The 20,635-nt window shown below is 42.8% G+C and carries 19 protein-coding genes; 12 read left to right on the plus strand and 7 right to left on the minus strand.

Annotated features, from left to right (window positions below; translation table 11 throughout):
• Nucleotides 1-43: 43 nt before the first annotated feature.
• The 3 genes from AC5YCD_RS05415 to AC5YCD_RS05425 all read left to right on the plus strand — a co-directional run bounded on the left by AC5YCD_RS05415 (nt 44) and on the right by AC5YCD_RS05425 (nt 3,751).
• Nucleotides 44-808 (plus strand): 3-hydroxyacyl-CoA dehydrogenase, encoded by a 765-nt coding sequence (locus tag AC5YCD_RS05415; protein WP_496129049.1) that lies wholly within the window; start codon nt 44-46, stop codon nt 806-808.
• Between the two features lie 21 nt (nt 809-829).
• Nucleotides 830-1,966: an acyl-CoA dehydrogenase family protein gene (locus tag AC5YCD_RS05420; RefSeq protein WP_496129050.1), complete on the plus strand. Its 1,137-nt coding sequence runs from the start codon at nt 830-832 to the stop codon at nt 1,964-1,966.
• 138 nt (nt 1,967-2,104) lie between these two features.
• Entirely contained in the window at nt 2,105-3,751 is a 1,647-nt protein-coding gene (locus tag AC5YCD_RS05425) for an AMP-binding protein (protein WP_496129051.1), read from the plus strand.
• Between the two features lie 112 nt (nt 3,752-3,863).
• Here AC5YCD_RS05425 and exaC read toward each other — a convergent pair whose 3' ends face one another.
• Nucleotides 3,864-5,375 carry an acetaldehyde dehydrogenase ExaC gene (gene exaC / locus AC5YCD_RS05430; protein ID WP_496129052.1) on the minus strand — a complete coding sequence of 504 codons (1,512 nt, stop codon included), beginning with the start codon at nt 5,373-5,375 and terminating at the stop codon, nt 3,864-3,866.
• 211 nt (nt 5,376-5,586) lie between these two features.
• On the opposite strand from exaC, the gene AC5YCD_RS05435 reads away from it, so the two are divergent.
• Nucleotides 5,587-6,762, plus strand: a complete 1,176-nt coding sequence (locus AC5YCD_RS05435) for a sigma-54-dependent transcriptional regulator family protein (RefSeq protein WP_496129053.1) — start codon at nt 5,587-5,589, stop codon at nt 6,760-6,762.
• On the opposite strand, the gene AC5YCD_RS05440 is transcribed toward AC5YCD_RS05435, so the two are convergent.
• Together AC5YCD_RS05440 and mdh are read right to left on the minus strand one after the other, a co-directional pair.
• Complete coding sequence (locus tag AC5YCD_RS05440) at nt 6,759-7,730, minus strand: alpha/beta hydrolase (protein ID WP_496129054.1); 972 nt, start codon at nt 7,728-7,730, stop codon at nt 6,759-6,761. The two genes, AC5YCD_RS05435 and AC5YCD_RS05440, sit on opposite strands and share 4 nt — an antisense overlap.
• Before the next feature lie 127 nt (nt 7,731-7,857).
• Entirely contained in the window at nt 7,858-9,072 is a 1,215-nt protein-coding gene (mdh, locus tag AC5YCD_RS05445; protein ID WP_496129055.1) for an iron-dependent methanol dehydrogenase, read from the minus strand.
• Nucleotides 9,073-9,304: 232 nt separating this feature from the next.
• Between mdh and AC5YCD_RS05450 the strand changes: the two genes are divergently transcribed.
• The 3 genes from AC5YCD_RS05450 (at nt 9,305) to AC5YCD_RS05460 (ending at nt 13,384) form a co-directional block, all read left to right on the plus strand.
• The gene (locus AC5YCD_RS05450) at nt 9,305-11,017 is read left to right on the plus strand and encodes an AAA family ATPase (RefSeq protein WP_496129056.1); all 1,713 of its coding nucleotides are present in this window, start codon (nt 9,305-9,307) and stop codon (nt 11,015-11,017) included.
• Between the two features lie 195 nt (nt 11,018-11,212).
• Nucleotides 11,213-12,130 carry a LysR family transcriptional regulator gene (locus tag AC5YCD_RS05455; RefSeq protein WP_496129057.1) on the plus strand — a complete coding sequence of 306 codons (918 nt, stop codon included), beginning with the start codon at nt 11,213-11,215 and terminating at the stop codon, nt 12,128-12,130.
• Nucleotides 12,131-12,208: 78 nt separating this feature from the next.
• Nucleotides 12,209-13,384 (plus strand): MFS transporter, encoded by a 1,176-nt coding sequence (locus AC5YCD_RS05460; protein WP_496129058.1) that lies wholly within the window; start codon nt 12,209-12,211, stop codon nt 13,382-13,384.
• Here AC5YCD_RS05460 and AC5YCD_RS05465 read toward each other — a convergent pair.
• Nucleotides 13,364-13,819: a DUF441 domain-containing protein gene (locus tag AC5YCD_RS05465; protein ID WP_496129208.1), complete on the minus strand. Its 456-nt coding sequence runs from the start codon at nt 13,817-13,819 to the stop codon at nt 13,364-13,366. The genes AC5YCD_RS05460 and AC5YCD_RS05465 overlap by 21 nt on opposite strands.
• 103 nt (nt 13,820-13,922) lie before the next feature.
• On the opposite strand from AC5YCD_RS05465, the gene AC5YCD_RS05470 reads away from it, so the two are divergent.
• Nucleotides 13,923-14,639, plus strand: a complete 717-nt coding sequence (locus AC5YCD_RS05470) for a pseudouridine synthase (protein WP_496129059.1) — start codon at nt 13,923-13,925, stop codon at nt 14,637-14,639.
• Here AC5YCD_RS05470 and AC5YCD_RS05475 read toward each other — a convergent pair.
• The 3 genes from AC5YCD_RS05475 to AC5YCD_RS05485 form a co-directional block, all read right to left on the minus strand.
• Entirely contained in the window at nt 14,631-15,074 is a 444-nt protein-coding gene (locus AC5YCD_RS05475; RefSeq protein ID WP_496129060.1) for a GNAT family N-acetyltransferase, read from the minus strand. The two genes, AC5YCD_RS05470 and AC5YCD_RS05475, sit on opposite strands and share 9 nt — an antisense overlap.
• A 74-nt stretch (nt 15,075-15,148) precedes the next feature.
• Nucleotides 15,149-15,448, minus strand: a complete 300-nt coding sequence (locus tag AC5YCD_RS05480; RefSeq protein ID WP_496129061.1) for a type II toxin-antitoxin system RelB/DinJ family antitoxin — start codon at nt 15,446-15,448, stop codon at nt 15,149-15,151.
• Nucleotides 15,449-15,477: 29 nt separating this feature from the next.
• A complete protein-coding gene (locus tag AC5YCD_RS05485) occupies nt 15,478-16,404 on the minus strand; it encodes a pseudouridine synthase (RefSeq protein ID WP_496129062.1) in 927 nt (308 codons plus the stop codon).
• Nucleotides 16,405-16,505: 101 nt separating this feature from the next.
• On the opposite strand from AC5YCD_RS05485, the gene tsaE reads away from it, so the two are divergent.
• From tsaE to hfq, 4 genes are all read left to right on the plus strand, one after another.
• Nucleotides 16,506-16,982 carry a tRNA (adenosine(37)-N6)-threonylcarbamoyltransferase complex ATPase subunit type 1 TsaE gene (gene tsaE / locus AC5YCD_RS05490; RefSeq protein ID WP_496129209.1) on the plus strand — a complete coding sequence of 159 codons (477 nt, stop codon included), beginning with the start codon at nt 16,506-16,508 and terminating at the stop codon, nt 16,980-16,982.
• Entirely contained in the window at nt 16,975-18,903 is a 1,929-nt protein-coding gene (mutL, locus tag AC5YCD_RS05495; protein ID WP_496129063.1) for a DNA mismatch repair endonuclease MutL, read from the plus strand. Before tsaE ends, mutL begins: the two co-directional genes overlap by 8 nt.
• 5 nt (nt 18,904-18,908) lie before the next feature.
• A complete protein-coding gene (miaA, locus tag AC5YCD_RS05500; protein ID WP_496129064.1) occupies nt 18,909-19,853 on the plus strand; it encodes a tRNA (adenosine(37)-N6)-dimethylallyltransferase MiaA in 945 nt (314 codons plus the stop codon).
• Nucleotides 19,854-19,949: 96 nt separating this feature from the next.
• Complete coding sequence (gene hfq, locus AC5YCD_RS05505; RefSeq protein ID WP_496129065.1) at nt 19,950-20,468, plus strand: RNA chaperone Hfq; 519 nt, start codon at nt 19,950-19,952, stop codon at nt 20,466-20,468.
• Nucleotides 20,469-20,635: the final 167 nt, after the last annotated feature.

The following is a 20,635-nucleotide window of genomic DNA, read 5'->3' on the forward strand; positions in this document are numbered from 1 at the left end:
CTCTGAGCCATAAGTCGAGTAGAACAACGTTGAGAAAATTACAATGAATATTCAAGGGAAAGTGGCAATTGTCACAGGCGGTGCATCGGGTTTAGGCGCAGCAACAGCAAGCTATTTTGTCAGCCAAGGTGCCCAAGTGATTCTAGTGGATATGAACGCTGAACAGGGCCAAGCTTTGCAAGCGCAATTGGGTGAAAAGGCGCGTTTTGTCGCACTTGACGTGACCCATGAGGCACAAGTCGAGGCGTTCTTCCAAGAATTAACTCATCGTGAAGGACAGGTAGATATTTTAGTCAACTGTGCTGGTATTGCACCTTCTGCCAAAGTATTAGGTCGTGATGGTTTACATGGCTTAGATTTATTTCAAAAAGTCTTAAATATTAACGTCAGTGGCAGCTTCAATATGCTGCGTTTTGCTGCACAAATCATGGCAAAAAATAATCTGGATGGTGAAGAACGCGGTGTGATTATTAATACGGCATCAGTTGCAGCTTATGAAGGACAAATTGGACAAACTGCTTATGCTGCTTCTAAGGGTGCCATTGTCTCAATGACTTTGCCTCTAGCACGTGAGTTGGCGCGTGATGCGATTCGAGTCATGACCATTGCGCCGGGCATTATGTACACGCCAATGATTGCAGCCATGCCTGAGCATGTGCAACAGGCATTAGGTGCGATGGTACCATTTCCAAGCCGTTTAGCACGTCCAGAAGAGTTTGCTCATTTGGCGGGGCATATTGTAGAAAATAGCTATTTAAATGGTGAAGTAATTCGTTTTGATGGTGCCATTCGTATGGCTGCAAAATAGCCTAAGCATTGGAGTGACAGGATGTTGTATAGCCAAGAGCAGCACATGATTCAAGATATGCTGCGTGATTATGCCCAAAATCAACTTAAGCCTACTGCTGCAGAACGCGATCAAAATAAACGCTTCCCCGCTGAAGAATTAAAACAACTCGGTGCTTTGGGCGCTTTAGGCATGACCGTTGATCCTGCATGGGGCGGCGCAGGTTTAGATTATATTTCCTTAGTGTTGGCCTTGGAAGAAATTGCCGCAGGGGATGGCGCCATCTCAACTATTGTAAGCGTACAAAACTCCTTACCGTGTGGCATCTTAGAGCGCTATGGCAGTGAGGCGCAAAAACAGCAGTATTTAACCCGTTTAGCGACTGGCGAATGGTTAGGTTGCTTTTGCTTAACTGAGCCACAGGCCGGCTCTGATGCCAGTGCCTTACAATGCCGCGCACAACGTGATGGCGATGAATGGGTATTAAGTGGCACCAAACAGTTTATTACCACAGGCAAACATGCCCAGCTGGCTTTGGTGTTGGCTGTGACGGACCCACAAGCAGGCAAAAAAGGCATTTCCTGCTTTTTGGTGCCCACCGATACCCCAGGCTATATAGTGTCGCGCTTAGAAAATAAATTGGGACAGCATTGTTCTGATACAGCCACCATTGTGCTCGACAATTGCCGTATTACACACGATCACTTGATTGGGCAACAAGGTGAGGGCTATAAAATTGCTTTATCTAATTTAGAGTCTGGGCGTATTGGTATCGCAGCTCAATCGGTTGGCATGGCACGCGCGGCTTTAGAAGCTGCCGTTGACTATGCCAAAGCGCGTAAAGCCTTTGGGGTGGAGTTGGTTCAGCATCAGGCAGTGAGTTTTCGTTTGGCTGATATGGCCACCCAAATCGAAGCAGCGCGACAGCTCATTTTACATGCAGCAACACTAAAAGATGCTGGTTTACCTTGTTTAAAAGAAGCGTCTATGGCTAAGCTTTTTGCGTCAACCATGGCTGAAAAAGTTTGCTCAGATGCCATTCAAATTCATGGTGGCTATGGTTATGTCAGCGATTTTCCCGTTGAGCGTATATATCGTGATGTTCGGGTCAGTCAAATATATGAAGGCACCTCTGACATTCAACGTATGGTGATTGCCCGCGCAGTCACACAGGCTTAAGCCTCAAAACACCGCACAGCATGTGCGGGGTTTTGAAATTGTATTTAATCTAATAAACATGCTTAACTCCAAAAATAATGATCAAGGTTGATCACATCAGCAGACGGATGTCGCATAAAAAACAATAAGGAATAGTACATGCAAACACTTGAGCAAGCCTATCAAGAATTTGATTTAGAAAAATATATTCAAACTCAATTATATGGCAATGCAGATGACTTAAATGCCTATGACGAGTGCTGTGGTCGTTATCTAGGACAAAATAAAGTTGCCCTGATTTGGCAGGGTAAACACGGTGAACAGCAGACATGGACCTTTGATCAACTGGCCCAAGCCTCAGCCCAATTGGCTAATTACTTGCACAGTATTGGTATTCAAAAAGGGCAACGTATTGCCGGTTTATTGCCACGCACGCCAGAATTGATCATTACAATTTTAGCCACATGGCGCGTTGGTGCGGTCTATCAGCCACTATTTACTGCGTTTGAATCGAAAGCCATTGAGCATCGCCTTGAAAGCGCAGACACCCAATTGGTAGTGACCAATATTGAACAACGTGAAAAACTAAATCGGTTGGAAATCAATCAGATTTTAACAGTAAATGCCCATGCTGATGCTCAAAATATTGATGCTGATTTTTGGGCTGAAATCAATGCGCAGTCAACTGAGCATCAACCTGTTAGGCTGCGCTTTACTGATGATTTTTTAATGATGTTTACTTCAGGTACTACCGGTCTATCTAAATCAGTAGCCGTACCGCTAAAAGCCTTATTGGCGTTTAAAGGCTATATGCACTATGCACTGGACTTACGTGAGCAAGACAGTTTTTGGAATTTGGCTGATCCAGGCTGGGCATATGGTTTGTACTATGGCATTGCAGGCCCATTGGCGTTAGGGCACAGTATTATTTTCGATGAGCGGAATTTTACTGTTGATCATGCGCTTGAGATCATTGAAAAATATCGCGTAACTAATCTGGCTGGTTCACCAACAGCATTTCGCATGTTTTTTGGCTATAAAGAAAAATTTAAGCCGCAGCTGCGTGAGCATTTACGCGTAGTCAGTAGTGCGGGTGAACCCCTAACCCCTGAAGTCATTCACTGGTTTAAACAAGATTTAGGGGTCAATATCTTCGATCAATATGGTCAAACCGAATTGGGTATGGTGATCGCCAATCATCATGGTTTACTCCATGACAAAAAAGTCGGTTCGGCAGGCTTTGCTATTCCTGGGCACCGTTTTGCTGTGTTAAACCAAGAGCATCAAGAACTCGCAGCTGGTGGTATTGGCATCTTGGCTTTGGATTATACCCAGTCGCCGTTATTTTGGTTTAAAGGCTATGGCGGCAATAATCGTCAATCCTTTGTTGGCAATTACTATATCACAGGCGATACGGTACGTTTAAATGAACAAGGGGCGATTGAGTTTGTTGGTCGTGCCGACGATGTGATTACTACCTCAGGCTATCGCGTAGGACCATTTGATATAGAAAGTACCTTATTAGAATGTGAAGAAGTGTTAGAGTCAGCTGTGGTAGGTAAACCAGATCCGGAGCGCACCGAAATTGTCAAAGCCTTTGTGGTACTTAAAACACGTTATGCTGCAACTCAAGCACTAGAAGAAAAACTGCAGCAATATGTGCGCCAACGTTTATCTAAACATGTTTATCCACGTGAAGTGGAATTTGTTAGCAGTTTACCTAAGACTTCAAGTGGAAAAATTCAACGAAATCTGCTTAAAAAACAAGAAATTGCCAAACTAGAGCAGCTTAAACAGGTCAGCTAAACCCTATGACAAGCAAGCAGTCTACGGACTGCTTTTTTATACTTAAATAACGAAAAATCATAAAAAATAGCGAACACGAGGTTCGCTATTTTATGTTGTTATAGACAAAAACTTAGAAGAAGCCAGCCGGTTTAGTTGAGTAGCTGACAAGTAAGTTTTTGGTTTGTTGGTAATGATCTAGCATCATCTTATGGTTTTCACGGCCAATACCTGATTTTTTGTAACCACCAAATGCCGCATGTGCTGGGTAAATATGATAGCAGTTGGTCCATACACGACCGGCTTGAATAGCACGACCTGCACGGTAAGAGGTATGCGTTGAACGTGACCAAACACCTGCACCTAAACCATAAATGGTGTCGTTGGCGATTTTAATCGCATCATCAAAGTCTTTAAACGTGGTGACTGCCAGCACAGGTCCAAAAATTTCTTCTTGGAAGGTTTTCATGCTGTTATGCCCTTTAAAGATGGTCGGTTCAATATAGAAACCTTCGCCCACTTCGTGACGCGCAGCACCACCTGTCAAGACTTGTGCACCTTCTTCACGACCTGTGGCAATGCAGCCTAAGATTTTATCTTGCTGCTCTTGAGAAGCTTGTGCACCAATCATGGTGGTGGTGTCTAAAGGGTGACCGGTTTTAATACGTTTAACGCGTTCTACAGCCATTTCTAAGAAACGATCAGCAATACTTTCTTGTACCAAAGCACGTGATGGACAGGTACAGATTTCACCTTGGTTTAAAGCAAACATTGCAAAGCCTTCTAAAGCTTTGTCTAAGAACTCATCTTCTTGGTCTAAAATATCTGCAAAGAAGATGTTTGGTGATTTTCCACCGAGCTCTAAGGTTACTGGAATAATATTTTCAGTGGCATACTGCATGATCAATTGACCAACGGCAGTTGAACCGGTAAAGGCAATTTTTGAGATACGTGGGTTGGTTGCCAGAGGACGACCGACTTCAACACCATAGCCATTGACAACATTGAGTACACCTGCCGGTAATAGATCTTGGATTAATTCAACCAATACCAAAATACTCGCGGGTGTTTGTTCAGCAGGCTTTAATACAATACAGTTGCCTGCAGCAAGCGCTGGCGCTAATTTCCATGCAGCCATTAAAATAGGGAAGTTCCATGGAATAATTTGACCTACAACGCCTAATGGCTCATGGAAGTGATAGGCCACTGTATCGTGGTCAATTTCAGAAATACCACCTTCTTGCGTACGAATACAGCTGGCAAAATAGCGGAAATGATCAATTGTAAGGGGAATATCCGCCGCTAAAGTTTCACGAATAGGTTTACCATTGTCCCATGTTTCTGCAACCGCAAGCTTTTCTAGATTTTCTTCTAGACGATCCGCAATTTTAAGCAAGATATTGGCACGTTCTGTAGGTGACGTTTTACCCCAAGCATCTTTGGCTTTGTGAGCCGCATCTAAGGCCAATTCAATATCTTCTGCCGATGAACGTGGTACTTTGGTAAACACTTTGCCATCCACAGGTGAAATATTCTCAAAGTATTCACCATTTAAGGGTTTAACCCATTCACCACCAATAAAGTTTTCGTACTGAGCTTTAAATTCTACTTTTGAACCTGGTTGATTCGGATCGATATAGCGCATATTTATTTTCCTTTGCGTCGTGTAATATGTAGCCCAAAGAGCATAAAAAAATTGGAACTGAATAACTCAATCCGCTACATTATGTCTCAAGCATAACTAGCATAAGGTTGGAAAAAGGTAGGCAAAAGTCGAATTACAACACCACGACAATTGTTTACATCAATGACGCCTAGGAAGCGCGTCAATCATTACGTTGTTGTGAGAAGACCAAATGATGACCAAACATAATTTAATAGAAAAAAGACAACAAATTGAGCAGCTAAGAAATGGAATTTCTCGCTCAAGCACACAAGCGAATTTACTCGGTCAAAGTATTATTAGTTCATGGCAGCGTTCAGAAAATGCTGCGATTCCTAAAGAGCGTGTGGCAGCGCCTTTAACTGAGCTCAATGACAGCAGCAGCCCCTTGCAGCATGCTTTGAATTATTGTGCAGATGAGTTGCAACATATTGCTGAGCAATCTCACATGGCATTGGCCGTAGGCGATGTGGGCAGTACCATTATTTGGAGTGCAGCGCATGGACAGATGCGCCGTGAAGCAGAAAATGTTCATTTTATTCAGGGCGGACAGTGGCGTGAAGAATTGGTCGGGACCAATGCTTTGGCGCTGACCTTAAAAACTGAGCAATCTTCTTGTGTATTTTCTAACGAACACTATATGCATTCGGTACAAAACTGGGTGTGTTATGCGGCGCCTATTATAGATCCATATTCTAAAAATATTTTAGGGGTGGTAGATTTATCTACAGTATGGGATAAACACAACAGTTTAGGTTTACTGGCCGCCGAACGCTGCGCATCTATTATTCAAAGCGCGCTGCTTGAGCATCAACGTCAACAGCTTTATATTCGTGCCTTTGCTGTACCTCAAGTCTTATTTAATGGCAAAGTGTTGGTGATTACCCCAAGGCAAATTGAAATTTTGACCATTTTGGCATTATGTCCGCAAGGCCTGACCTTAGACTCATTGCATCAAGCCTTATATGGTGAGCGTAAAGTCAGTATGGGTACCTTAAAGGCAGAAATGTCGCAATTGCGTGAATTGCTGGGCGGGATGCTAGGCTCTAGACCTTATCGATTGCTAGCAGATGTTGATGCAGACTTTTTGCAAGCGGAGACTGCTTTAGATCGCGGTGCAACTGAGGCAGCACTTAAACTGTGCGCAGGCGTGTTTTTGGCCAAAACCGAAAGTCCATTTTTAACGGCATGGCGCGATTGCTTAGAATCGCGCTTAAGTGATGCGATTTTTAAAGCCAATGAAACTGATGTACTGCTTAAACATGTAGCACGCTGCCCAGAAGCCATTGATGCCGTTGAGCGCCTGATTGAATTAATGCCCAAAGCACATCCGGTGCATCAAACCTTACTCAAATATAAAGAACCTTAAAGCCCGCGTGCTTTAAGCCAAGTAAACAAAGTTTGATACGCCAGCTCGCGCACGGGTTTTTGAGACAACACTACATCATGCATGGCCTGTTGCAAGGCAATAATTTGTACGTCGCCTGCAATATGCCGTGTGCAACGGTCAATATCACCCACATTTAAGATAATATCGCTTTTTTGCACCTGTGCTGACCATGTTCGCGGGCGACTGCTTTGATGGCTGTGCATGACTAAGGTGGGCAAATTCAGTCGAATACCGCGTTGCAATTCTTGCTGTACCACATACACCGCGCGTAAAAAGCTTAAACGCACAAAAGGATAGTGTTGTGGTTTAAGCTTTAAATTAAATTCCCACTCGCCTTTAAGCTCTTTATGCAGACTTGGTACATAAAGTGGGTTTAAACTACTTGGTAGATATAAATTAGGAAAAACTTGACCCAGTTTAATCAGTTGGCTTAAAGCAAACTGACTCATTTTAGAGCTTAAATTAAAATCAAAAAAAGGACTATTCAGCCATAGGGCTTTAAGTAAAGGATGCTTACTGTTACGCGCAGCATATGAGGTACAAATCAGTCCACCAGTCGAATGTCCGGCTAAAATTAAGCTTTGATGACCCTCACGCCAAATAATGTCCAAGGCTTGGCTAATTTCGGCATCGTATTCACGTAAATCATGCACGTTATAGGCTTTTTGATGGGCGAGAAGCGCGCGACCATATTTGCGTAAATCTAAGGCATAAAAATCATAATCATGCTGATTAAATTGTAATGCCATCTCGGCTTGAAAAAAGTAATCAATAAAACCATGAATATACAGCACAGCCTTTTTGGTGGGCAGATTGGCTTTTTTGCGAATCAGTTTTGCCACTACTTGCCCTTCATAGTCATTGGGTAAGTCTAAGGTGGCGCAGGCAAAACCTGCACCTAAAGGATCATCTTGATACTGAACTGGAAATTGAAAAGGACTGGCCATATAGCGTTAAATTTTATTCTTGTAAAAGAACATCTTTGAATAAGTTGTCTGCGTTGTCAAATAAAAAAAGTCAACCCATTGAGTACGGGTTGACCATAAAGCATGTAAGTACAAAGACTGGGAAAACTTACATTGCCGCTTTAAAACTCACCACATCAGCATGAGAGGCCTTCATGGCTGATTTAAAGATACTAACGACATCGGCATGGCTAGCCTTACGTGGATTGGTCAGCATGCAGGCGTCTTTTTGTGCATTTTCTGACATTACATCTAGATCTTCCTCTTTGACACCAAGTTCCGCTAAGCCTGCTGGAATACCAATCGATTGAGAGAGGGTGCGAATGGTAGCAATGGCAGCATGGGCCGCTTGAGTGGTGGTTAAACCTTGCGTATTCACACCCATGAGTTCTGCAATACGGGCATAGCGCTCAGGGCAGGCAATCAGGTTAAATTCACAGACATGCGGTAAGAGCACTGCATTACATACGCCGTGTGGAAGGTTATAGAAGCCACCTAATTGATGCGCCATGGCATGTACATAACCCAGTGATGCATTGTTAAAGGCCATACCTGCTAAATACTGTGCATAACTCATGGCATCACGGGCTTCTAAGTTATCGCCATTGGCAACCGCTGGACTTAACCACTGACTAATCATGCTAATGGCTTTTTCTGCACAAGCATCGGTAATTGGGTTGGCTGCAGTAGAAACATAGGCTTCAACAGCATGCGTTAAGGCATCCATCCCTGTCGCTGCAGTTAGAGCTGCGGGTTTGGCCAACATTAATTTTGGATCATCAATGGCAATAAGAGGGGTACAACGCCAGTCCACAATTGCCATTTTGACATGGGTGTCGGTATTGGTGATGATACAAAAACGTGTCATTTCTGAGGCAGTACCTGCGGTGGTGTTTACAGCAATCAGCGGTGTCATAGGGACTGAGCTTTTGTCAATGCCTTCATAGTCACGAATATGGCCGCCACCTGCGGTCACTAAGCCAATACCTTTGGCACAGTCATGCGATGAGCCACCACCTAAAGAGACAATAAAGTCACAGCCGTGTTGGTTATAGGCATCTACGCCATTGTGGACGTTAATGTCGGTTGGGTTAGGTTCTGCACCCGCAAAAATATGACTTTCTACGCCAGATTCTGTTAAATAGCCAGCAATCACATCGGCTACGCCAAATTTATATAAACCGGCATCCGTCACAATGAGTGCTTTTTTTGCGCCTAAATTTTTGGCTTTATTGCCAATTTCTTTGGCACAGCCGGGGCCAAATAAAGATACACACGGGATGTAAAAGCCGTTGGTTTGATCTGCAAGATGTTTAAACGCCATGGTCTGATTCCTTCTACCATTCTTTTGATTATTATCGGTGACCCTCACCGTTGCTTAGAGTATCTAAACTAAAGCAGAAAATGAAAACCTACCAAATACCTACCATGAGATTTTTTCATAGTGATGTTATCGTTCAATTCAGGAAGTTATAGGCGACAAGGCATGTCTTTTGCTAGCTGAAAAGTTTGCGAAAAAATGCTAGGCTACAGCGGTTCTTTGATGGTATGGGCTTATGAAACAAGAAACTGCACTGAAACTTTTAAAAGCAGGAGAAAATGTCTTTTTGACTGGTTCGGCCGGTGCAGGGAAAACCTATACCTTAAATCAGTACATTCAATACTTAAAGGCACGTAAAGTCCCTGTTGCGATTACTGCATCCACTGGCATTGCAGCCACGCATATGAATGGTATGACCATTCATACTTGGGCGGGGATTGGCATTAAAGACGTGCTGAGCGATCATGATTTAAAAAACATGAAGGAACGTAAATATTTAAAAGAGCATTTAGAAAATGCCCAAGTCTTGATTATTGATGAAATCTCGATGCTACATGCCAAGCAGCTCAATCTCGTTAATCAAGTGTTAAAATATTTTAAAGAAAGCGATGCTGCTTTTGGCGGCATTCAAGTGATTGTGGCAGGGGATTTTTTCCAGTTGCCACCCGTGGGTAAACCTGAAGAACGCAATCGTGATAAATTTTGCTTTATGTCTGAGGCATGGGTCGAAGCCAAGTTTCGGGTCTGTTATTTGACCGAACAACATCGTCAAGGCAATGACTATTTAAACGATATCTTAAATGCGATTCGTCGCCAAAGCATTGACCAACAGCATATTCAAGCCTTGCGTAATACTCAGCAGCAAGAGATCGGCGATACTTTTACCCGTTTATATACCCATAATGCCGATGTTGATCAAATCAACTTTCAGCATTTAAATGCCTTAGAAGCTGATGCGCGTCAATTTGATGCTAAATGTGATGGTAATGCCAAGTTGGTTGAAACACTCAAATCCTCGGTACGTGCGCCAGAGAGCTTGATTTTAAAGAAAAATGCCAAAGTAATGTTTGTTAAAAACAACTTTGAAATGGGCTATATCAATGGCAGCTTAGGCGAAGTGGTGGGTTTTAGCGAAGATGAAGAATACGGCATCTTACCTAAAGTGAAACTGACCGATGGCACCACTTTAGTGGTGGAGCCTGAAACTTGGTCGGTGGATAACGATGCCGGTAAAACTATTGCCAGTTTTCAGCAAATTCCACTGCGTTTAGCATGGGCGATTACCATTCATAAATCACAAGGCATGACCTTAGCGGCTGCGGAGATTAATCTCAGCCATACTTTCGAAAAAGGGCAGGGTTATGTGGCGCTATCACGTTTAAAAAGTTTAGATGGCTTAAGGTTACTGGGTTTTAATTTACAAGCCTTAGAATTAGACAGTTTGGCCTTAAAAGCCGATCGACGTTTCCAAGAACTGTCTAGTGAAGCAGAAACCAACTTTATGGATGTCGATCTAAGCTTACAACATAAAGCCTTTATTCGTCATTGTGGCGGCACACTCAATGAAGCTGAAATTCAGCGCAATGAGAAAAAAATGGCTAAACATTCGAGCAAGCAAAACATGGGTGCACAAACCATTGAAGAGACACGTATTTTGTTTGAAGAAGGTTATCATGTTCAAGATATTGCCAATGAACGCGGTTTAACCCCTGCCACGATCATTAACCATTTAGCCAAATTACAAAAAGATGGTCTAGATATCTCTGAAGCGCATCCGGGCGAGGATGTGGTCGAGCAAGTGCGTAAAATTTATAAACGTTTAATCAAACGCCAAAATCCTGAACATTTTGGTGAAGATGGTGCCATTAAATTGCGTCCGATTGTGGAGGCCAGCAGTCCACGTATTGGCTATGATCAAGTACGTTTGGCCTTACTTTTTATCAAATAACTGTGCTTTAAATCGTGGGGCTCAGCTAAAACCAAAGCTGCTCCACCTCAGTCAGGCAGAGCTGTTCTTGAAAAATAGCCTAAGCATAAATATAAGCACGATTTTTGTCTGAAAATCAAACAATTAAATATTGCTGAATTTTAATCAAAGATTTTTATGGTAAATTGAATTAAATTCACTGTTTAATGCGCTGCTATGTTAGAAATTCGGCATTTAAAAACCTTATTGGCATTACGCGAACATGGTTCTTTGGTAGCAGCTGCCAATGATCTATGTTTAACTCCTTCAGCGATTTCCCATCAACTTAAAGAGCTCGATCATTGGTATGGAGTGGAGGTGGTCAATCGTCGTAGTCGACCGGTCAGTTTTTCAAATGTAGGGCAGCGCTTACTCAAATTAGCCGATGATGTGATTCCGCAGATTCAAATTGCCCAAACCGATATCACGCGCATTGTGTACGGACAAACTGGACGAATTATCTTTTCATCTGAATGTCACAGCTGCTTTGATTGGTTAATGCCACTGCTCAATCAATACCGACAGCAATATCCAGATGTTGACCTTGATTTTGCCTCGGGCTTTGAAGCCAATCCACATGAATTATTGCAAAACTCAGAATTTGACTTACTGATTACCGCAGATCCAATTGCATTAAAAGGGATTGAATATTTCCCAATTTTTGAATACGAATCGCGCTTAGTACTGGGAATCACTCATCCTTTAGTTCGTGCTGCAACTATTAGCATACACGATTTAGCAGAAGAAACCTTAATTACCTATCCTGTCGACAAGCACCGTTTAGATATTATGGCCAAGCTATTTATTCCGGCCAATATTCAACCCAAAAGTATTCGTACCACCGATTTAACCCAAATGTTGATTCAATTGGTGGCCAGTGGGCGTGGTGTGGCGGCTTTACCGGATTGGGTGGTAAATGAATATGAGCAAAAAGGCTGGGTCACTTCAAGACGTTTACAATGTGTGTCAGAACACGGTTTAAGACGTACCTTATATGCAGGCTACCGTACTGATGATAAAGACAAAAGTTATTTCGAGGGCTTTTTAAAGCAGCTCGAGAAATTTTCAAAAAAACGTCAGTATTATTATCCTTAAACAGCTTGATCCTATAAAGGATTTCATCTAAAAAGCCTGCTGTTAATTCACTTAGTTCACCATGCAAAGGAGGGAAGCATGCGCCGTGATGGATGGATTATTGTGGCAGGTTTTATGGCTGCAATTCATGTAGGAAAGTTACCGCCCGCTGTGCCAGTGTTACAACGTGATTTAAATATTTCGTTGGTGGAAGCGGGACTTCTGCTGTCTTTGGTACAAGGCGCAGGTATGCTCTTGGCTTTACTCCTAGGCAGTTATAGCGAGAAAATCGGTTTAAAACGCTGCATGGTCTTGGGTTTATTGCTTTTGGGCAGTGCCAGTAGTGTAGCGGCAATCTCTCCAGACTTTAAAATCCTACTGTTGTTACGTGCCATAGAAGGATTAGGCTTTTTATGCATTACCTTAACTGGGGCAGCTTATTTACGCCAACTGGTTACAACTCAACAATTACAAAAAAAATTAGGCTTATGGAGTGCCTATATGGGCGGTGGCATGGGCCTTGCATTATTGTTTACGCCGCTATTACTGAGTTTTTGTACTTGGCAGCAGGTCTGGTTAGGCTATGGTGTGCTGAGTTTTACTTTGGCCTTAATATTAACCTTACAGTTACCCGTACCACCTGCCAATCCACATAGTCTTAATGTGTTAAAAGTATTGCGTCTAGTGTTGAAGCATCGACCTGCATGGTGGTTGGCGCTGATTTTTGCCTTATATGCAGGCCAATGGTTGGTGTTGGTAGGATTTTTACCCACGATTTATGAGCACAATCATATTTCATTGAGCTTGGCTGGGGCATTGACTGCCGTTGTCGCAATCAGTAATGCATGTGGTACAGCATTATGCGGACGCTTATTACAGCATGGCATACCTGCCTCTAGGTTGATGCGTATTGGCTTTGTGGTGATGCTCCTGACTGCGCTAACTTTCTATATTTTCTCAGCCTACTTGCCATTTTTTGTGCAATATACGTGTGTCATTGCATTTTCTTTATTTGGCGGATTAGTACCAGCGAGCGTATTTTCTCAAGCCATGCACGTTGCACCGCACGCCCATTGTATTCCCGCCACCATTGGTCTAACGCTGCAATGTTCAGCATGCTTACAATTTTTATTGCCACCTTTGGCAGCAAGCTTGGTGGCGTGGACAGGCACATGGGGATGGCTAGGCGTCGCCATGCTGCTTTTATCCTTGCTTGCCTTGATCTTGGTGCAGGTCTTATTTCAATTACAGCGTTCAAGACTGACCAATCAATAGTGATAAAATACCTGCGGCAATGAGTGGTCCGACTGGTACACCACGTAAGACTGCTACACCAGCCACGGTGCCAATGAGTAAACCTGCGACAATATTGGGTTGATGGCTCATTAGACTTACACCGCGCGCACCTAACCATGCTACAAACATGCCGACAGCGATGGCCATTAATGATTTCCAATGTAAAAAAGATTTTAAAATGGCGTCACCTGGAATCTTGCCACTGGCAATTGGGGTAAGTACGCCAATGGTTAAAATAATAATACCCAGATTTAAGCCATGTTGTTGCAGCAAAGGAAAAAACTCAGCCAGTGGTGTGATCTTAAATACAATTAACACCGCAGCAGCAATGGTTACAGCACTGTTATGACTGAAAATACCAACAGCCAATAATAGCAACAGCACAATTAAATTTAAATCAAGATGGGAGAGCATACGCGCAGTAACGTCAAAAGGGCAGTGGCATTGTAAGCCCATCAGGCAATTTCTACAATTTCAGTATAAAATGGCGTTTTACCAGACCAGAAGTTTAAGCTCAATGTTGTTAGAAAAAATGTTGCAATCACAAGGTTTTGGCTCACGTAAAGCTTGTCAGCAGCTGATCAAAAATGGTGCTATTGCGATTCATGGCCAAGTCGTGACTGATCCAAAATATAAATTGGAGATAAATGAGTTAAATTTTTCTGTGTATGATGAGCAATATCAATATCGCGACAAGGTTTACATTGCCTTACATAAACCACAAGGCTATGAATGCTCGCATCAAGCCACGCATCATTTTAGTGTCTTTGATTTGTTTGATTCAGTGTTGGTAAACCGCGGTATTCAATGTGTGGGACGTTTAGATCAAGACACCACGGGTTTACTGTTGCTGACCGATGATGGGCAATTTTTACAAGCGCTGACTCATCCTAAAAAGCATGTACCCAAAGTTTATATCATGCATACCGCCGACCCTGTCACCGATGAACAAATTGCAAAGCTGAGCCAAGGGGTAGCGCTACGTAATGAAACGGGTATTTTTGCTGCTACGGATGTTATGCGTTTAGACACACACCATTTACAAATGACGGTGCATCAAGGGGTTTATCATCAAGTTAAACGCATGTTGGCCGCCGTGGGCAATAAAGTTGAGCAGCTGCATCGTCAACAAATTGGAGCATTTAGCTTGCCACAAGATCTTGAGGTAGGTGAGTGGATGTATTTAAATGCCGCGCAAATTGAACATGCCAGAACTCGGGCAGATTCACTTTAAGAAACAATGATAAGTTTGAAACTCATCATCTTTGACAAATCCCATACTTTCATAGAGTTTATGTGATTGGTAATTGCTTTTTTGAGTTTCTAAACTTAAACGTAGAGCATTTTCATGCCGTGCAAATAAAATTGCGGTATCAATCAATTGTCGTGCTGAACCTTGGCGACGATAAAGTGGTGTGACGTAAACATCATCTAAAATATAATAGGTGGAACACGCCACTGATGAAAAACCCAAATACAATAAAATAAAACCGGTAATCACATCATCTTTGACATGAATAAAAATCACGCTTTCTTGGTTTTCAAAACGTTGTTTGAGAAAACCATAAGATAACTTCAGCTGCGAAGAGGCACCATAAAATTGACGATATTCATCAAACAGAATCGCCAATTGTTGTAAATCATCTTGGGTGGCACGTCGGACAATCATGTGCTGTTCCTTATTGTTTTTATCGCGTTTTAGCATACAAAAGATTAACAGCACGCGCGTTGATTTTTTGTGACTTAAGGTTTTTTGTCCTGTTGTAACAGCGCATTTAAAGTGGCAAAAAGCTCTGCATCTTGCTGCTCTAAGCCGGTAAGGGGCAAGTTTTCTATAGCTTTGTCAGACGCAGCAGAATTTTGTAACGATTTTTGAACGGCATGATGTTCAATCTGAAAAGGAATAGATTGAGTTTTTACCACCTGTTTAAAAAAAAGGCGAACCGCTTGTGCGGGACTCATACCAAGCTGTTCAAATACGGCAAAGGCTTGCTGCTTCTCTTCGCTGCCAATTCGAATTTGATAGACTTCTGTTTTACGCATCAGGATATTACCGTTGTGAGGGCTAAGTTTTAAATGACATTGTCATTACAAGGTAATTGCAAGTCAAGCTTGGAGCTAAATTGCATTGCTTGCCCTGTCAGTGGATCTGTAAAGGCAATCTGTTTTGCCAGCAACTGTAAAGGCGCGCTAAAATCATCATCGGCTTTATGGCAGACAGTGGGATAGAGCGGATCATTTAAAATCGCAATGCCTAAATAATTCAGATGCACTCGTAATTGATGCTGTTTTCCAGTCTTAGGTCGAAGTTCATATTTGGCAAATTGATGATTATGCGCTAGCACGTCAATATGAGTTTCGCTGTTAGGGGGACCCTCAAGCACCTGCATGGTATAAAACGGCTCGCCCTTTTGCATATGTAGTTTTAAGGTATGTGGCAGCGTAACTGTGTGACAACATGGGGCAATCGCATGATAGGTTTTTTGTACCAAACGTTCGGCAAACATCTGTTGATAGGCACCGCGAGAAGCAACTTGCTTAGACATTAGCACCACGCCAGCAGTTTCACGATCTAAGCGATGAATTGGGGTTAAATCTGGGTTTTGGGTGCGTTTTTTTAAGCGAACCAACAAGGTTTCTTGGACATACTGACCACTTGGGCTCATGGTTAAAAAATGTGGTTTGTCTACCACCAACAGATGTTCATTCTCAAATAAAATCTGTTCTTGAAAGGGCACATGAGTTTCATGGGCTAAAAAGCGATAATAAAATACATGTTGATTGGGCGTATAGGCGCTGTTCATACTCAGCTTATCCCCACTCTGGCTATAGACTAAGCCAGCATCCAAACGTTGTTGCCATTCACTCGCTTGAATATGCGGAAAATTTTGACTTAAGTAAGTAAAGAGAGTGGCAGGTGTGGTCTTAAGTGGAGGTAAAAACACTTTACTGGCAGTGACGCCATCAATCATGGGAGGAACAAATGCAGTGTCAATCATGCTTGGCCTTGCTAAAAAATATACAATTCCACTGCTGAACATGGGCATTGCAACAGGGCAATGTTATGATATTCGATCTTTACCCTCCTGTCGTGAGTATTATGCAGTATTCCTTCCAGCTTCAATTGAATAACGAAAACGATACCCAAGCATTAGCCCAAGTATTGGCCGCCAATTTTAAGCAAGGGATTGTGTATTTGATTGGTGATTTGGGTGCAGGTAAAACCACCTTAAGTCGTTATTTTTTACAGAGTTTAGGCCATCAAGGTGCGGTTAAAAGTCCAACTTATACCTTAGTTGAGCCGTATCAGATCCAAGGTCAAGATATTTTTCATTTTGATTTATATCGTTTAAATGACCCTTATGAGCTTGAATTGATGGGGATTCGTGACTATTTAGATACCCCAAATGCACTATTTTTATTTGAATGGCCATCTAAAGGTGGAGATGAAATTCCAGCTGCGGAATTAATCATTGATATTGCAAAATCAGAAGATGAATTGACGCGTATTGCCACCTTAACCAGCCAGCATAGTGCCTTACAACAGGCTTTGGAGACACGTTTTAACCATGAATAATGCTGTGAGTGTACGCCGTATTCAAACCTTAGATGCGGCACTTGCCAACCAAATTGCTGCCGGTGAAGTAATTGAACGCCCTGCGTCTGTGGTCAAGGAGCTACTTGAAAATGCCATTGATGCGGGTGCGACACAAATTACCATTCGTGTGGCACAAGGTGGTACTACACTGATAGAAATCATGGACAATGGTCGCGGCATTCATCCAGATGATTTGCCCCTGGCGGTGATGCGTCATGCCACCAGTAAAATTTATCATGCTGATGAATTACACGCGATTGTTAGTTTGGGTTTTCGTGGTGAAGCCTTAGCATCCATTGCTGCAGTATCGCGTTTGAGTCTAACCAGTAGCCAAAATGAGGATGGCATCGGTTATATGGTTGAAGTCAATGGTACTGCTTTTAATGGCGAGACTGCCCAAGCGGTGGCGGCGCCAAAAGGTACCCATATTCGGGTACAAGACTTATTTTTTAATGTACCAGCAAGACGTAAATTTTTAAAAAAACCTGGTACAGAGTTTGGGCACATTGAAGAAGTGGTGCGCCGTTTAGCCCTGATTCATTTTGATATTCGTTTTGTTTTGGAACATAACGACCAAATTCGCCTTAATTTGCCCATCGCCCACAGCGGTGAATTACGTATGCAGCGCGTACAGCAGCTTTTGGGTAAACAGTTTAGTCAAAATGCCTATTGGATTGATGCCCAAGGGCAAAGCTTGAGTTTATCTGGTTGGTTAGGCCATCCCTCGGATGCACGCGCGCAAGCGGATTTACAGTATGTCTATGTCAATGGACGGATTGTCAAAGATAAAACCATCAGTCATGCCTTAAAAATGGCTTATGACGGGATTTTGCATGGCCATCAATATGCGGGTTATTTACTGTTTTTAGAAGTTGATCCGCAAGATGTAGATGTCAATGTGCATCCCACCAAACATGAAATACGCTTTTTAAATCAACGTGAAGTGCACGAGTTTGTACGCCATCATGCTAAAGCGACACTCGCGCAATTTCAAACCGCCACAGCTGATTTATCAGAGGCAATGAAGCCTACGCCTGCCTTGATAGCTCCGCAGCCCAGTCAGCAAGAACAATTGCCACTGCATCGTCCAACAGTAGCTTCTGTTGCCGATGTTGTACCGCCATATAACGACTATCATCAAGATAGGTCAGGACCAAGTGTGGCGTATCAGGCACGCAGTCAATATCAGCCTTCACAACAGGTCAATAACGCTATTCAGAGCTATTTAGCCCCTTTGCGCGAAGAAGAGGCACACAGCAGCCTTACTGCGCCTGTAGCTGTAACTCCACATCAGCCTCAAGCTCAAGTGGATGAGTATCCTTTAGGCACCGCAATTGCGCAATTGCATGGTATCTATATTTTGGCGCAAAATCATGAGGGCTTAATTATTGTTGATATGCATGCCGCACATGAACGCATTGTATTGCAAAAAATGAAAGCTGCATGGGATCAACCAGAATTTTGGATGTCACAACAGCTTCTGATTCCAAAAGTGGTGAGCATTAATCGTATGCAAGCGCTACGGGTCAATGAGTTAAAGCCACAGCTGATGCGTTTAGGTCTAGAGATTGATCAATATGGTGAAGATCAAGTTATTGTGCGTGGGGTACCTGCCATCTTACAAAAGGCTGATTTCTCCGCCTTAGTGCCTGAATTACTTAATGATTTAGATCCCAATGATCAAGCTGCAGGCTTACAGCAAAAACGTGATGAAATTTTAGCAGGTATGGCTTGTCATGGTGCAGTGCGTGCCCACCGTATGTTGAGTCTATCTGAAATGAATGCCTTATTGCGTCAGATGGAACAAACGGAATTTGCCAGCCAATGTAACCACGGTCGCCCAACTTGGCGTGCCTTTCCATTGGCACAGCTCGATAAACTTTTTGCTCGAGGAGAGTAGTTTTCATGTCAACACAATTGCCGGTCATCAATTTAATGGGACCTACTGCAAGTGGTAAAACCGCTTTGGCATGTGAACTGTATGAACAAGGTGGCTTTGAACTGATTTCAGTGGATTCCGCCTTGGTATTTAAAGATATGGATATTGGGACAGCCAAACCTACTCAAGCCGAGCAGGCGCAATATCCGCATCATTTAATTGATATCATTAGCCCTGTAGAGGTGTATTCTGCGGCTGAGTTTGTTCGTGATGCCAGTCGTTTAATTGATGAAATCCATTCGCGTGGTAAAACCCCAATTTTGGTGGGGGGTACCATGCTGTATTTTAAAGCACTGCTTGAAGGTTTAGCAGATAACCTGCCGAATGCCGATTATGATATTCGCCGTGCGATTGAAGCCCAAGGGGAGGCTCAAGGTTGGGAATCTGTCTATGCAGCGCTTTGTGCAGTCGATCCACAAGCAGGGCAAAAATTCAAACCCAGTGATAAGCAACGTATCATACGTGCCTTAGAAGTCTATCAATTAACCGGTAAGCCGATTAGCCAGTTACAAGCAGAACAGCCTAAAAACCTACCATATCGTTACAACTTTCATAACTTTGCTCTAATGCCAGATCGTGCAGAATTACATCAACGCATTGCCAAAAGACTCGATATAATGTGGGAAATCGGATTTTTACATGAAGTGATTTCAATTATGGGAAAATACGATTTAAGCCCAGAAATGTCGTCGATGCGCTGTGTAGGTTATCGTCAAGTGTTAGATTTTCTACAAAAAGGTGATAAAAGTCGCGAAAGTGTACAAGAAATGCGGGATAAAGCCTTATTTGCAACACGACAACTCGCCAAACGTCAATATACTTGGTTACGTTCTTTGCAAGAAGCGCATCAATTTCAAACATATTTAACAATAAAGCAAGCGCAAGAAGACTTGCGAAACCGCTACAGATAAAGCAAAATTTAACAGCTATCTTTTTTATAAATTTTAATTGAAAAATAAAGATAGATTTTTTGCGCTGATTTTTAAATTATTTTTTGGAGTTATAACATGTCTAAAGGTCAAACTTTACAAGATCCGTTCTTAAATTCTCTCCGTAAAGAACGTATTCCAGTGTCTATTTTCCTTGTGAACGGTATTAAATTACAAGGTCACATCGAATCTTTTGACCAATACGTTGTTCTATTAAAAAATACAGTAAGCCAAATGGTTTACAAACATGCAATTTCTACAGTTGTTCCTGCACGTAACCCACGTCCTGCTGGCGCGCCTGCTGGTGGTCAAGCAGCTGGTGGCTTTGGTGGTCAACCGACAGGCGGCTTTGGCGGTCAACCTGGTGGCTTCGGTGGTCAAGGCGGCTTCGGTGGTCAAGGCGGCTTCGGTGGTCAAGGTGGCTTCGGTGGTCAAGGTGGCTTCGGTGGTCAAGGCGGCTTCGGCGGTCAACCTGCTGGTGGCTTCGGTGGTCAAGGCGGCTTTGGCGGTCAACCTGCTGGTGGCTTCGGTGGTCAAGGTGGTTTTGACAACGATACAAAATTTGACGATGCACAAGAAGACGACAACAATCGTTAATTCAGCATAAAAGAAGGCCTCGCGATTGCGAGGCTTTTTTTATGACTATAACAGTAACCCTTATAAAACAATCTAAGCCGTATGCTGATAGATACGTATGCAGCACTGCTTTAAGGTCAAAGCTTGAACTGAACTTATCTAGGGCTTGTAGGATGAGGTATGGTAAA

This window comes from Acinetobacter sp. CY05 (assembly GCF_059515805.1).

Coding starts and splice junctions, on each gene's coding strand:
- AC5YCD_RS05425 (WP_496129051.1), top strand. CDS start 2,105: ATGCAAACACTTGAGCAAGCCTATCAAGAATTTGATTTAGAAAAATAT.
- AC5YCD_RS05450 (WP_496129056.1), top strand. CDS start 9,305: ATGAAACAAGAAACTGCACTGAAACTTTTAAAAGCAGGAGAAAATGTC.
- AC5YCD_RS05415 (WP_496129049.1), top strand. CDS start 44: ATGAATATTCAAGGGAAAGTGGCAATTGTCACAGGCGGTGCATCGGGT.
- AC5YCD_RS05470 (WP_496129059.1), top strand. CDS start 13,923: ATGTTGTTAGAAAAAATGTTGCAATCACAAGGTTTTGGCTCACGTAAA.
- exaC (WP_496129052.1), bottom strand. CDS start 5,375: ATGCGCTATATCGATCCGAATCAACCAGGTTCAAAAGTAGAATTTAAA.
- AC5YCD_RS05485 (WP_496129062.1), bottom strand. CDS start 16,404: ATGATTGACACTGCATTTGTTCCTCCCATGATTGATGGCGTCACTGCC.
- mutL (WP_496129063.1), top strand. CDS start 16,975: ATGAATAATGCTGTGAGTGTACGCCGTATTCAAACCTTAGATGCGGCA.
- AC5YCD_RS05435 (WP_496129053.1), top strand. CDS start 5,587: ATGATGACCAAACATAATTTAATAGAAAAAAGACAACAAATTGAGCAG.
- AC5YCD_RS05460 (WP_496129058.1), top strand. CDS start 12,209: ATGCGCCGTGATGGATGGATTATTGTGGCAGGTTTTATGGCTGCAATT.
- AC5YCD_RS05455 (WP_496129057.1), top strand. CDS start 11,213: ATGTTAGAAATTCGGCATTTAAAAACCTTATTGGCATTACGCGAACAT.
- hfq (WP_496129065.1), top strand. CDS start 19,950: ATGTCTAAAGGTCAAACTTTACAAGATCCGTTCTTAAATTCTCTCCGT.
- AC5YCD_RS05420 (WP_496129050.1), top strand. CDS start 830: ATGTTGTATAGCCAAGAGCAGCACATGATTCAAGATATGCTGCGTGAT.
- AC5YCD_RS05465 (WP_496129208.1), bottom strand. CDS start 13,819: ATGCTCTCCCATCTTGATTTAAATTTAATTGTGCTGTTGCTATTATTG.
- miaA (WP_496129064.1), top strand. CDS start 18,909: ATGTCAACACAATTGCCGGTCATCAATTTAATGGGACCTACTGCAAGT.
- AC5YCD_RS05480 (WP_496129061.1), bottom strand. CDS start 15,448: ATGCGTAAAACAGAAGTCTATCAAATTCGAATTGGCAGCGAAGAGAAG.
- mdh (WP_496129055.1), bottom strand. CDS start 9,072: ATGGCGTTTAAACATCTTGCAGATCAAACCAACGGCTTTTACATCCCG.
- AC5YCD_RS05475 (WP_496129060.1), bottom strand. CDS start 15,074: ATGATTGTCCGACGTGCCACCCAAGATGATTTACAACAATTGGCGATT.
- tsaE (WP_496129209.1), top strand. CDS start 16,506: ATGCAGTATTCCTTCCAGCTTCAATTGAATAACGAAAACGATACCCAA.
- AC5YCD_RS05440 (WP_496129054.1), bottom strand. CDS start 7,730: ATGGCCAGTCCTTTTCAATTTCCAGTTCAGTATCAAGATGATCCTTTA.